We start from the raw sequence: 10,202 nt of genomic DNA on the forward strand, positions 1-10,202 counted from the left end.
CGACGGCAAGGACCCGTGGCCGGCGGCCCAGCTGCTGGCCATCGAGCGCGCGGCCGCCGCCGTGTGCCGGGCGCACGGCTGGGGCGAGCGGTCGGCGATCGGGCACCTGGAGTGGCAGCCCGGCAAGATCGACCCGCGCGGCTTCACCATGGACTCGATGCGCACCCGGATCGGCAAGCGGCTGAGCCTCGCCCCGGCGCCGACCTCCCCCGAGACCTCGAACCCTCCGGTGGCAAACCCCACCCCCACCACCCCCAGCCAGAAGGGCACCGACATGGCACTCACCACCGACGACGTCAAGAAGGTCTGGTCGTACAAGGGCACTGGGGCGGTCGACGCGTGGGCGCTGCTGCGGGACGCCGCCGACACCGACACCGACGTGGCCACCGTCCACAACAAGCTGGCCGCGAAGCTCGACACCCTCCAGGCCACCGTCGACAAGCTCGCCGCCGCGGTCGCCGCCCTCACCAAGAGCTGACCTCACGCCGCACCCGATTCGCCGCATCCCGCAGCCCATCTAAGGAGAGACCACATGACTGCACCCGTAGAGAAGAAGGTCAGTGCCGCGTCCGTCGCCGCCTACCTGGCGTCGACCGGACTCCTCGCCGCCCTCACCGCGGCCCAGGGCGATGCCCGCCTGGTGGAGTGGATGCCCGACGGGCTGTCGCCGTTCGTTCTCGCCCTGGTCCCGACAGCGGTGACTTTCGTCGGCGGGTGGGTGGCGAAGCACACGCCGCGCGGCCCGGTCGCCTGATGCGCGCGGCGGCCCGGCGGCTCCGCAAGCAGCTGGGCCGCCGCGGGCAGATCCTCCTCATCTTCGGCATCGGGAAAATCTGCTGGGGTGTCGGGTTCATCGTCACCCCCGTCGAAGCAGCCCCCGGGCTGACGCTCCTCACCGACCGGTGCAGCCTCGCCGCCTGGGCCTGGCTGTGGATCGGCGCCGGGCTGGGCTGCATCGTGTTCGCGTTCCTTCGCGTGGGAGGCGACTGGCTCGGCTTCCTCGCCGCCCTCGCACCCCCGTCCGTCTGGGCGCTCGCCTACGGGTACGCCGCCATCACCGGCGAGTACGCGCGCGGCACCACCGTCGCGATCTGGTACCTCACCTCGCACGTCGGGGTCATCATGTGGGCCGCCACCGTCCCGGAGCACTCCGTCCCGAGGCGCGCCCGGAAAGGCAAGGCCCCGTGAACATCACGGAGATCGCCGCAGTCGTCACCGCGGCGGGCGCAGTCCTTGGCGGCGGTGGGTTCTTCGTCGCCCGCGCAACACTTCGAGCCGCACAAGCCACAGCCCGCGCGAACGAAGCGGCGGCGGCGATCCAGGCGGCACCGGAGGGGCGTGCGCAAGACCTGGCCGTCCTCAAAGCAACCGTGGAGCGGGTCGACGAGGAAAACGGGTCCCTGCGGGGCCGCATGTCTCGGCTGGAGTCCCTCCTCCGCGCCTTCTCATGGACAACGGACCGGTGGGCGGGTCAGATGCACCGGGCCGGAATCGAACCGGAGCCCGTGCACCCCCTGGTCGACGAGTACAACCGAACTGGAGTCTGACGATGGCCACCGTCAAGGGCATGCAGATCGGCGGGACCCCGCACCGCACGGAGGTGTCCATCACCCTGGTCGACGTGACCGGCGCCCGCGCGGTCGGGTACGTCGGCGGCGATGAGGCACAGATCGTACGGCCCGTCACCGTGAAGCCCAACCCGGAAGGCAACTGGCAGGCCGAGCTGGTACCCAACGCCCAGATCCAGGCGGACGCCGGCGACACGGTGTGGCAGGTCCAAGAGGGGCGGGCGCTCGACGGCACCCCCGTACTCACGTACATCCTCGTCCCGGAGACGCCCGGCCCGCACTGGATCGGTGACCTGCGCGTCGACCTCGGGGACGAACCGACCGGCGGCAGCACCATCGTCTACGTGCCGGGCCTGGCCGGGGAAGACGGTGCGGACGGGCTGTCGGCCTACGAGGTGTGGCTGGAGGCTGGCGGCACCGGCACGGAAGCCGACTTCCTGGCATCTCTCGTCGGACCATCCGGTGCGGCGGAAGCCCAGGAGTACACCGACACCGCCGTCGCAGCCGAAACGGCGCGAGCCGACGCAGCATACGACCCGGCGGGTGCCGCAGCAGCCGCACAGGCAGCCGCCATCGCTACAGCAGCCACCGACGCGCAGACCAAAGCAGACACAGCCCGCACAAGCGCGGTGAGCACCGCAGAAGCAGACGCCGCCGCCAAGGCTGCTGCCGCCCAGAGCGCCGCCGTGGCCGCAGCAGCAACCGCAGCCAGCGGCCTGTACCTCCCCAACGCCATCCAGACCGTCGACGCCTACTTCGCAGGAGCGACTCCGTCCATGCCTCGCTTCTTCGCACACCGGGGCCGAGGCATGGTCGGACCGGAGCACGTCATGGCTGGCTACCGGGCATCCGCCGCGCAGGGCTTCCCCTTGGAGGTCAGTGTGGGCAGGGATGCCAGCGGCCAGTTGTGGTGCTTGCACGACGACACCCTCGACCGGACGACGAACCGCACGGGCCTGCTCAGCTCGTACACCACGGAGGAGGTCGCCCAGCAGGTCCGCACCAACGAACGCGCCCGGGTCGGCCCGGGGTGGGCGGAGCAGCCCCTCGTCCCACTGCGCGAGGTGTTGGATGAGTTCCTCGGGAAGACCATCATCTTCCTGGAGCCGAAGGGGAACGACGCGGTTGTCCCGTGCCAGACCTTGCTGGACACCTTCTACCCGCACGCCCCCAGGTCGGTGATCTGGAAGTGCCACATCGGCACCGCGAGCCTCCCCTGGGCGAAAGCCCCGCAGCGCGGCTACCGCACCTGGGTGTACCTCGACGCGGGTACCTCCGACGCCACCATGGACGGCAAAGACTCCATGGTCGACTACTGGGGCGTCTCCACCACGTTCACTGACCTCCGTATCCAGCAGGTCGTCGCCCGAGGGAAGTCTGTGTTCGCGTGGCCCGTCTACCGCAGGTCCCAGGTGGCCCGGCTCACCGGGCTGGGTGTAGTCGGCATGATGTCGTCCGACCCCAAGTACACGTCCACCAGCACTCCGCAGCGCACCTTCAGCCGGTGGGAACTCGGCATCAAGGAATCCGGGGGGACACCGACACTGGACTACGACCCCGTGTACGCCCTCAAGCACGAGGAGGGCGCCGACACGGGGTGGGTCAGCATCAACGCGCTGCCGAACCAGTCCTACGGGCTCGGCACTTACAGTCCGATCCAGGGCAGCGCCAGCGGCTACCGGATCGTGTTCGACATGAAGCACAAGGTGCTACCGGGCGCGACGATCCATGGTGGCTACTACTTCGGCAAAGCCAGTGACGACGTCTACCGCTTCTCCACTGCCAACACCTCCGGTGGCTATCACGTGGTGGTGCGCGGTAACGGCGACATGCAGCTGTACCGGCACACCGCAGGGGTCACGGCGGGCACGCAGATCGGCAGCACAATCGCCACCACGCAGCCCGTCGCTGACACGGCGATGAGTTTCCGGATCGATGTCACCCCGACCACTGTCGAACTCCGGCGCACAGACGGCGTCGGCTGGACAACGGGGCCGATCGCGGACACAACCTACCGGGGCGGTTACCACGGGCTGTCCAACGGCAGCATCACCGACCTGGCAACCCGCCCGTTCTGGCGGAACCTCGCCATCACCCCTCTGTGAGGGGCGAACCGAGGGCAGCGACTCCGGCCGCCAGAGGCACCAGTTTGTCGGCCCCGTGCCACCCTGGAGCGGTGAGCCCCCTCCTCTCGCGCCTCAACCTCTGGTCTCGCTCGCGTCCGGCAACACCGCCACCGCAACAGTCGAACCCGATCCGTATCGCCGTTCTGGAGCACGACCTGCTCGGCATCAAGCCGGACCCCGGGACAGTAGCCGCCTTGTCGATTGCTCTGCGGCGAACCGGAACTTGCTTGAAGCACAACCCCATCGAGACAACCACACTAGGTGACCCCCGCAGTGTCGGTCTGTGTCAACGGTGCGGCTCAACAATGATCTTGGGTGACGCTGGCGACTGGGTGATTGCCGACCCCCCGTGACGCGGAACTGATCTCCCCGAACCTGGGAAGGGCAGCGGCTTGGTGCACCGGTCAGATCGGCGCAGGGCCGCTTCCGGTGAAGGCGACGCCCTGCTCGGTTGGGTCGTTGGTGACGATGATGCGCCCCTCCTTCCCGTCCGCCATTCGAAGCAGTACCTCGTCTGCCTCGATCGCGGTCATCGCCAAGTTGGAGCCCTCAGAGTCGAGCACTCCTTCCCAGGACTTGAGTCCGCCCTCGGTGAACACCATGAATCGGACGTAGGTCGGGGTGGCCGTGCCGTCGATGACGACTTCAGCTTCGCTCTCATACAGTTTCGGCATGCCGTCAGTATGCCGAGCAACACTGACATCCGGACTGCAACCACAACACCCCACCCCCTGATCAAACAGGCATACACGCACCCCAGTCGTACCCTTTCAGGGTGAACCCCACCAGGCCCAGCCTGCGGGACACACGCGCCCCAGCGCAGCACACCGCAGGAAAGGGGACACCCTGTGAACACCAGCCCCACCACCGCCCGCCAGACCCTCGTCGACCACCCCCACTACCGGTACCGCGGGTGCGCACCCGACCCCGACCTACCCAGCAAGTGCGCTGGCGACCCGGACGTGACGCTCGACGCGTGGGGGCCGTACACAGGTGACGGGCCGGAACCGCAGAAGACCCGCCTGGGCCGGGAGAAGACCGCCATCACCATCTGCGGCCGATGCCCAGTAATCACCCTGTGCCGCACCTACGCCAACACCACCACGCTGGAGACCGACACGAACGGGCGACAGGTCGAGCGGCTCGTCGAACCCGAAGGCATCCTCGGTGGCCAACTCGCCCTCACCCGACACCGGGCGCTCATCGCACGCCGGCACAACACCACCCCGGCGCCGGCCGACGTGACCCTGGCGGAAGCCCGCACCCCACAGCGCCGCCACCTGCTCCTCGCCCTCGCCCGGGAAACAGACCCCGAACGCGTCGCCGCCCTCGCAGGGATGGACGTGCGCACCGCGAACTGGCACCGGTCCGCGCTCGTGACCCTGATCGGGTTGGACCGGAACAGGGCAACCCGCACGCAACTCCTCGCCGCCGCAGTGGAACACCGGCTCATACCCCGCTCCACCCGCATACGCCCAGACGGGCCGTGGCCCATCGTGGCGGCACCCACCGTGGACGGGGTACGGCAACGCCGCATCGCCCCCCTGCGCCCGGTGCAGCTGGTGCTGCCCGCCCTGAACGGCATGCCGCGCACCATCCGCACAGTCGCCCCGGTCGGGGTGGTGGTCGCCCGTCGAACCAGAGGGGCAGGGCAGGTTGGTGTGCAGCTCCGCCTCGCGTTCCTCACCTCGGCCAGTCGCCCCCATCCCCACCGCACCCTGCCCTCGCCCACATCGCCCGTACTGGAGACCGCAGCATGAACCAACCCACCGCCCACGGCGAGGACATCCTCGGCTGGCTGGACCGCGCCATCACTGCGCGCGAGGAAGCAGCGCACGCCGTCGGCTTCGACACGATCGAGACCGGCGACTACCTCTGGGGCGCCAATTACCTCGTGCTCCGTCGCGGCGACGAGACCAAGGCCGCCCCCGAGATGGATGGCAGCCTCGCGGACCACATCGCCCTGAACGACCCCGCATCGGTCCTGCGCCGCTGCACCGCCGACCGCAAGCTGATTGCCCTGCACCAGCCGGACGGCAGCGACTGTCGGGTATGCGCCGCCCCGGAGATGCATTCGGAAGATTGCGATGGCAACTACGAGTGGTCCCGCTCGTCGCTCGACTTCCCCTGCCCGACCGTCCTCGCGCTCGCGGAAGGTTACGGCTGGACGGAAGGCGAGCGATGAGCACCAACCACCTGGCAGCAGCCGAGGGAGGACCCCTCACCGCGCACCCGTCCGCAATCGCCGAAGCTCTGCTTTATCACAGACTCAAGGCCCAACTCGCCGTCCTCGGGCATGACGAAGTACCCAAAACCATCGAGGAGCTGCGCGGCCTTCTCGCCGCGATCGTCAACGGAACGAGGGCGAGCGATAAGTGCCCCTCGGAATGAAACAGTCCAAGCCGTGACACACTCCCACGTGCCGCCCCACAACAATAGCCGCGCCCCCCACCTGCACCAACGCCTCGGGCCCGCCTGATGGTTCAGGGCGGGCCCAGGGTGGGGGTTGGTCTACAGCTGGCCGGTTCGGGCTTCGGCGATCTCGATGACCTCGATCTGCTTGTCGGCGGGGAGGTCGTGGAGGAACTGGGCGTCGCCGTAGGCGGCGTGCTTGGCGGCGAGCGCGTCGGCTTCGTTGGTGGCGGTGAAGGCGACCCACGCGGCGGTGCACCAGGGGGTTCCGTCCTGCGGGAAGCGGTGAAGGTTGCCGTGGCCGAAGCACCAGGCGTAGGTGGTCGGCGGGAGTTGGTGGGCGTCGCACGATTCGCCGGGGCCGAGGGGCTGCTTGAGGCAGGTGCAGGGCTTCGTGGTCATGAGGTCTCCAGGACGTATCCGGTGCGGCGGGGTGCCCCGTCGCGGGTGGTGGCCTCTTCGACTCGGTCTGCGAGTTGGAGGATGACGAGGCCGACACGACCTGACCACTGGTGACCTTCGCTGCGGATGGTCTCGGCGTCGCCATCCTTCACGGCTTTGGCGATCAGCTCACGTACCCGGTCTGCTTCTGGGGCGGCGAGCTGGACCAGGTCGTCTTTGACGGTGCGGTGGGCATCGTCGACCGTCTGTCCGGGCTGGATCATCGCGGGGGCTCCTGAGCTCTGTAGTCGTGTCGGCGGCTTTCGGGGCATCGGCGGCAGAATCCGGCGCCGTGCTGCTCGCGGTACCAGTCGCGGTGGACGTCGCCGGGGTGGCCGCACACGGCGCACGGTGTGGTGCAGGTGTAGGGGGTGCAGCCTGCCCGGATGTCGGTCTGGGTGGGCCCTCCGCAGGTTCGGCAGGTCGTGAGGGTCGGAGGGGAGGTCATCGCGGGGGCTCCTTCGCTGGGATGGTCGCGGTGGAGTTCCACCAGGTTTCACGGGTCTCGGGGTTGTCGGGTCCCGGGCGGCGGGCGAAGTCCTGGGTGGCAAGGACCCGGTACTCCCAGGTGCCGTCGTTGCAGGGGCCTTTGACCTCCTGGACGGTTGCCGTACCGAACCGGGCGGCGGACCACTGCTGGCCGTAGTGCTTGACCCGGGTGCCGACGGGGAGCGGGTGAGCACTCATCGCGGGGGCTCCTCGCTGGGCTTCTTTCCGGTTCCGTCGCAGTCGGCAAGTCCGGCGGCAGCGGTGCCGTCAGGGTTGCGTGCCCAGTGGGTGCGGACGGTCCCGTCTTCTCGCAGCCGATAGGGGCGACCGCAGACCGAGCAGTGGCCCTTCCGGGCGAGGGTGGATGGCTTCACCGCGGGGGCTTCTGGGTGGCGGGCTGCTTGCCGTTGGCGTTGAGAGCGATGCAGTCGGTGCACCACGCCTCGTTCTCCTTCTTCAGCCGGATCGGTACGTTCTGCTTCGGGCCCGGTGCGACGATCCCCTCCTCCTCGCTGCACGCGATGGGGTGGAAGTCGCACTCCCCGGTGCACCGGTGGCCGGGGGCGGGCTTGTGCCAGATGGTCTGGTCGGGGGTGCGGCCGTAGCCGGGAACGCGTTCAGAAACGGCGAGCATGATGCTCCTCCGGTGTTGTGGGCCGCCGTGCCGTACACAGCGGCCCAGGGGCGGTCAGGTGGTGGGGTTGGCGAGTTGGGCGAGCATGCTGTCCTGCGTTCCGAAACAGGTGACCCAGCCGCCGCCCGCGTTGTAGGCGGTCGTTCGGGTCGGCAGGAACGACTGCTTGTGACCCTCCGGCGGGATCAGGAGCGAGCCCCGGAACTGATCGTCGGCCGGGGCGTCTCCGGCGTACAGGCAGAGCCGAAGAAGCCCAGCGTTGTCGATGGCGAGGACAAGGACATGCCCGGCGGGGGTGGTGTCGTCGGTCCCGGTCCACCGAATGTCGAGGTCTGCGAGTCGGATACTCATCGGTCTACTCCTCGTCGCACTTCTGGTCGAGTGCGGCGAACTGGCGGCTGGGGTGGGCGAAGGTGATCGGCCGGTCGTTGATCGGTGCGACGCACTGGTACCCGGCGGGCTGCTCGCAGAAGGGGCACTTGATGGTGGCGATTGCTCGGTCGTTGGTGTTCATCGGTCTGCTCCTCGTCGTTTTCCTGGTCGGTGCGCCAGGTGTCGCAGTTCTGGCAGTGTTCGTCGTCCGGCTGGTTCTCGGTACCGCAGGTCTCGCAGGTCCACATGGTCAGTCCTCGTCGTCGTTGTCGTACGGGTCCCACGATCGGTCCCAGGCGATGGTCTCGGCCAGGGTTTCCTCCCACGGCGGCAACGGGGCCGGGGCGGGGGGCGGCGGGGTCACGGCAGCTCACCCTTACTCAGCCGCTCCCGGAGGATCCAGCGTCCGTCCTCCCAGTGCAGGATCTCGGCGGTCTCGGCAGGGCTGTCGGCTCCCAGCGAGGCCCGCACGAAGCTGTAGGCGTTGAGTTCGCTGGTGTGCCCGGACTCGGCCTTCACGTCGGGGCCGGCGAGGACGACCATCCACGGCTTGCGCTTACGACTCGGCACGACGGCTCTCCGTGTTCCAGGGGGCGTTGGGGTGGGTGCAGGGGTTGTTGTCGTGTCCGCCGTGGCAGCCCTGACGGCAGGCCGCACAGTTCGGGCACCACTCGTCGGGGATGTCACCGCACGATTGCAGGCGTCCGGGCGGAGCATCCGACGGACCATCTCGTCGCCCCGGGGATCGCGCCGGGCCGGCTTCAAGGCTTCCAGTTCGGTGGCCCGGGTCTCGGCGGTGTCGCGGTGGCGGCGGAGGGCGTTCATGGCGCGGGCGTTCTCCGCCAGCTCGGCGGTCGCGTCGGACAACTCCCCACGCAGCCGGTCAACCTCGGCCTTCAACTCCGCGACCTTCGCCGCATCCCTGTTGGTCCGCAGCGACTCCCACACACCGAGCACCGCAGGCACACCGATCGCGAACGCGTCCGTGTCCCACGCCCCCATGAAGTAGCGGTCACTGCTCACGCAGCTGGTCGGCCAGGCATCACAGTGGCACTGGTCCTCGTGGTAGTGGTCGTTCAGCGCCCGGTTCCCCGCATCGATCAGGGCCTCAAGCTGCTGCGCGGTCAGCTCGACAGGCGTCGGCCGGTCCGGGGTCATCGGGGTGTCGGTCATCGGTTGCCTTCCATGGTGGTGACGTCGAGTGCCTGCTGAACCGTCGAGGTGAACTTCCGTACTGCACCCGGTACATCAACCGCGTACATCAGGCTCGTCGCCGCGACCACCCGGACGCCACCGTTGGCCGGCCGCCACGCGATGACCGCCCGTGTCCCCCACTGGTCGGCAGGGATAGCGGTGACCGTGATCAGCCCGGGGCCGACCGGGGTGGTGTCCAGCAGGTCACCCAGCTGGTCGAGCGGAATGGCGGCGAGGAGCGGATGCGGGGTCATCAGGGGCCTTCCGGAGACACGGCGGGGGTGATGGACTTCGGTCGCACGCAGTACGCCACGACCGTGCCGTCCTCGTCTTTCAAGGCGAAGCGGACGGTTCCGGCCTGGTCGTCGTGCTGGTGGCAGTCGCATCGGTGGGCTGTGTACACACCGTGGAGCGCGGCCAGGGATCCGTGGTAGCGGACCAGGGTGCCGGGTTCCCAGCGGATCATCGGGTTCAGCACGGCTACCTCCTGCGGGTTCGTGGTGCGGGCTGTGGGTGCCGGGCCCACCCCTGCCGGGCGGGGGGCGGGTCCCGGGCGAACACCGGCTCGGGTGGGCGGTCTAGGCGGCGAGGGCGAGCTTGGCTGCGACGAGGCGGTAAGCGGGCTTGCGGGCCTTGTAGTTGGCGGCGATGACCGCGACCTGGGTGCGGGTGAAGCGGAGGCAGTTCCGCATGTGGCGGCCGGCGTGGACACGGCCGGTGGTTCCGAGGATGCCGAGCTTCGCGGCGACCTTGCGGAGGGTTCCGGCGACGGAGGTGGCGTCGCGGTGGTTCAGGCCTTGGGCCATGGCGTGTGCGGCGAGGGTGCCGGTGCCGCGCCGGCGGATGCGTGCGGCGGCCCGGTTGGCGAGCTGGCGGGTGCGGAGTGTGGCGCGGCGGGTGCGGTTGCTGGCGATCACGAGTCCCCCTCGGGTGGTTCGAGTCTCGGGAACCTCCCCGCGACTTCCT

Annotated in this window: 19 protein-coding genes; 8 read left to right on the top strand and 11 right to left on the bottom strand. The window is 69.2% G+C overall.

All coding sequences use genetic code 11. The annotated features are described in order from the left end of the window. From AB0917_RS23765 to AB0917_RS23785, 5 genes are all read left to right on the top strand, one after another. A partial coding sequence (locus AB0917_RS23765) for an N-acetylmuramoyl-L-alanine amidase (RefSeq protein ID WP_366821645.1) occupies positions 1-478 on the top strand: 478 nt, incomplete at its 5' end. Between the two features lie 54 nt (positions 479-532). Further along, positions 533-754: a holin gene (locus AB0917_RS23770; RefSeq protein WP_366821646.1), complete on the top strand. Its 222-nt coding sequence runs from the start codon at positions 533-535 to the stop codon at positions 752-754. Further along, positions 754-1,188, top strand: coding sequence for a hypothetical protein (locus tag AB0917_RS23775; protein ID WP_366821647.1), 435 nt, complete (start codon positions 754-756; stop codon positions 1,186-1,188). The genes AB0917_RS23770 and AB0917_RS23775 overlap by 1 nt, the downstream gene beginning before the upstream one ends. Continuing rightward, positions 1,185-1,547, top strand: coding sequence for a hypothetical protein (locus tag AB0917_RS23780; RefSeq protein ID WP_366821648.1), 363 nt, complete (start codon positions 1,185-1,187; stop codon positions 1,545-1,547). The genes AB0917_RS23775 and AB0917_RS23780 overlap by 4 nt, the downstream gene beginning before the upstream one ends. Before the next feature lie 2 nt (positions 1,548-1,549). Further along, the gene (locus AB0917_RS23785) at positions 1,550-3,673 is read left to right on the top strand and encodes a glycerophosphodiester phosphodiesterase (protein WP_366821649.1); all 2,124 of its coding nucleotides are present in this window, start codon (positions 1,550-1,552) and stop codon (positions 3,671-3,673) included. Positions 3,674-4,098: 425 nt separating this feature from the next. Here the strand turns inward: AB0917_RS23785 and AB0917_RS23790 are convergent, their stop codons facing one another. Further along, positions 4,099-4,368, bottom strand: coding sequence for a hypothetical protein (locus AB0917_RS23790; protein WP_366821650.1), 270 nt, complete (start codon positions 4,366-4,368; stop codon positions 4,099-4,101). A gap of 174 nt (positions 4,369-4,542) precedes the next feature. On the opposite strand from AB0917_RS23790, the gene AB0917_RS23795 reads away from it, so the two are divergent. The 3 genes from AB0917_RS23795 to AB0917_RS23805 are packed head-to-tail and all read left to right on the top strand — an operon-like array spanning position 4,543 to position 6,085. Continuing rightward, complete coding sequence (locus tag AB0917_RS23795; RefSeq protein WP_366821651.1) at positions 4,543-5,454, top strand: hypothetical protein; 912 nt, start codon at positions 4,543-4,545, stop codon at positions 5,452-5,454. Then, positions 5,451-5,879, top strand: coding sequence for a DUF6221 family protein (locus AB0917_RS23800; RefSeq protein ID WP_366821652.1), 429 nt, complete (start codon positions 5,451-5,453; stop codon positions 5,877-5,879). Before AB0917_RS23795 ends, AB0917_RS23800 begins: the two co-directional genes overlap by 4 nt. Continuing rightward, positions 5,876-6,085: a hypothetical protein gene (locus tag AB0917_RS23805; RefSeq protein ID WP_366821653.1), complete on the top strand. Its 210-nt coding sequence runs from the start codon at positions 5,876-5,878 to the stop codon at positions 6,083-6,085. Before AB0917_RS23800 ends, AB0917_RS23805 begins: the two co-directional genes overlap by 4 nt. Positions 6,086-6,205: 120 nt before the next feature. Here the strand turns inward: AB0917_RS23805 and AB0917_RS23810 are convergent, their stop codons facing one another. The 10 genes from AB0917_RS23810 to AB0917_RS23855 all read right to left on the bottom strand — a co-directional run bounded on the left by AB0917_RS23810 (position 6,206) and on the right by AB0917_RS23855 (position 10,153). After that, positions 6,206-6,508, bottom strand: a complete 303-nt coding sequence (locus tag AB0917_RS23810) for a hypothetical protein (protein WP_366821654.1) — start codon at positions 6,506-6,508, stop codon at positions 6,206-6,208. Continuing rightward, entirely contained in the window at positions 6,505-6,771 is a 267-nt protein-coding gene (locus tag AB0917_RS23815; protein WP_366821655.1) for a hypothetical protein, read from the bottom strand. Before AB0917_RS23815 ends, AB0917_RS23810 begins: the two co-directional genes overlap by 4 nt. A 220-nt stretch (positions 6,772-6,991) precedes the next feature. After that, positions 6,992-7,234 (bottom strand): hypothetical protein, encoded by a 243-nt coding sequence (locus AB0917_RS23820; RefSeq protein ID WP_366821656.1) that lies wholly within the window; start codon positions 7,232-7,234, stop codon positions 6,992-6,994. A 172-nt stretch (positions 7,235-7,406) separates the two neighbouring features. Next, positions 7,407-7,670, bottom strand: a complete 264-nt coding sequence (locus AB0917_RS23825; protein WP_366821657.1) for a hypothetical protein — start codon at positions 7,668-7,670, stop codon at positions 7,407-7,409. 54 nt (positions 7,671-7,724) lie between these two features. Further along, a complete protein-coding gene (locus AB0917_RS23830) occupies positions 7,725-8,021 on the bottom strand; it encodes a hypothetical protein (RefSeq protein WP_366821658.1) in 297 nt (98 codons plus the stop codon). 4 nt (positions 8,022-8,025) lie between these two features. After that, positions 8,026-8,184 carry a hypothetical protein gene (locus tag AB0917_RS23835; protein ID WP_366821659.1) on the bottom strand — a complete coding sequence of 53 codons (159 nt, stop codon included), beginning with the start codon at positions 8,182-8,184 and terminating at the stop codon, positions 8,026-8,028. Positions 8,185-8,402: 218 nt separating this feature from the next. Continuing rightward, a complete protein-coding gene (locus AB0917_RS23840) occupies positions 8,403-9,215 on the bottom strand; it encodes a hypothetical protein (RefSeq protein ID WP_366821660.1) in 813 nt (270 codons plus the stop codon). Continuing rightward, positions 9,212-9,490: a hypothetical protein gene (locus AB0917_RS23845; RefSeq protein ID WP_366821661.1), complete on the bottom strand. Its 279-nt coding sequence runs from the start codon at positions 9,488-9,490 to the stop codon at positions 9,212-9,214. Before AB0917_RS23845 ends, AB0917_RS23840 begins: the two co-directional genes overlap by 4 nt. Beyond that, the gene (locus AB0917_RS23850) at positions 9,490-9,714 is read right to left on the bottom strand and encodes a hypothetical protein (RefSeq protein ID WP_366821662.1); all 225 of its coding nucleotides are present in this window, start codon (positions 9,712-9,714) and stop codon (positions 9,490-9,492) included. Before AB0917_RS23850 ends, AB0917_RS23845 begins: the two co-directional genes overlap by 1 nt. Before the next feature lie 100 nt (positions 9,715-9,814). Next, the gene (locus AB0917_RS23855) at positions 9,815-10,153 is read right to left on the bottom strand and encodes a hypothetical protein (RefSeq protein ID WP_366821663.1); all 339 of its coding nucleotides are present in this window, start codon (positions 10,151-10,153) and stop codon (positions 9,815-9,817) included. Positions 10,154-10,202: the final 49 nt, after the last annotated feature.

Source organism: Streptomyces sp. NPDC007346 (assembly GCF_040703535.1).
GTDB lineage: Bacteria > Actinomycetota > Actinomycetes > Streptomycetales > Streptomycetaceae > Streptomyces.

Excerpts from the sequence above, each read along its gene's own strand:
- AB0917_RS23770 (WP_366821646.1), top strand. The coding sequence starts at position 533 with ATGACTGCACCCGTAGAGAAGAAGGTCAGTGCCGCGTCCGTCGCCGCC.
- AB0917_RS23775 (WP_366821647.1), top strand. The coding sequence starts at position 754 with ATGCGCGCGGCGGCCCGGCGGCTCCGCAAGCAGCTGGGCCGCCGCGGG.
- AB0917_RS23785 (WP_366821649.1), top strand. The coding sequence starts at position 1,550 with ATGGCCACCGTCAAGGGCATGCAGATCGGCGGGACCCCGCACCGCACG.
- AB0917_RS23790 (WP_366821650.1), bottom strand. The coding sequence starts at position 4,368 with ATGCCGAAACTGTATGAGAGCGAAGCTGAAGTCGTCATCGACGGCACG.
- AB0917_RS23800 (WP_366821652.1), top strand. The coding sequence starts at position 5,451 with ATGAACCAACCCACCGCCCACGGCGAGGACATCCTCGGCTGGCTGGAC.
- AB0917_RS23805 (WP_366821653.1), top strand. The coding sequence starts at position 5,876 with ATGAGCACCAACCACCTGGCAGCAGCCGAGGGAGGACCCCTCACCGCG.
- AB0917_RS23810 (WP_366821654.1), bottom strand. The coding sequence starts at position 6,508 with ATGACCACGAAGCCCTGCACCTGCCTCAAGCAGCCCCTCGGCCCCGGC.
- AB0917_RS23815 (WP_366821655.1), bottom strand. The coding sequence starts at position 6,771 with ATGATCCAGCCCGGACAGACGGTCGACGATGCCCACCGCACCGTCAAA.
- AB0917_RS23820 (WP_366821656.1), bottom strand. The coding sequence starts at position 7,234 with ATGAGTGCTCACCCGCTCCCCGTCGGCACCCGGGTCAAGCACTACGGC.
- AB0917_RS23825 (WP_366821657.1), bottom strand. The coding sequence starts at position 7,670 with ATGCTCGCCGTTTCTGAACGCGTTCCCGGCTACGGCCGCACCCCCGAC.
- AB0917_RS23830 (WP_366821658.1), bottom strand. The coding sequence starts at position 8,021 with ATGAGTATCCGACTCGCAGACCTCGACATTCGGTGGACCGGGACCGAC.
- AB0917_RS23835 (WP_366821659.1), bottom strand. The coding sequence starts at position 8,184 with ATGAACACCAACGACCGAGCAATCGCCACCATCAAGTGCCCCTTCTGC.
- AB0917_RS23840 (WP_366821660.1), bottom strand. The coding sequence starts at position 9,215 with ATGACCGACACCCCGATGACCCCGGACCGGCCGACGCCTGTCGAGCTG.
- AB0917_RS23845 (WP_366821661.1), bottom strand. The coding sequence starts at position 9,490 with ATGACCCCGCATCCGCTCCTCGCCGCCATTCCGCTCGACCAGCTGGGT.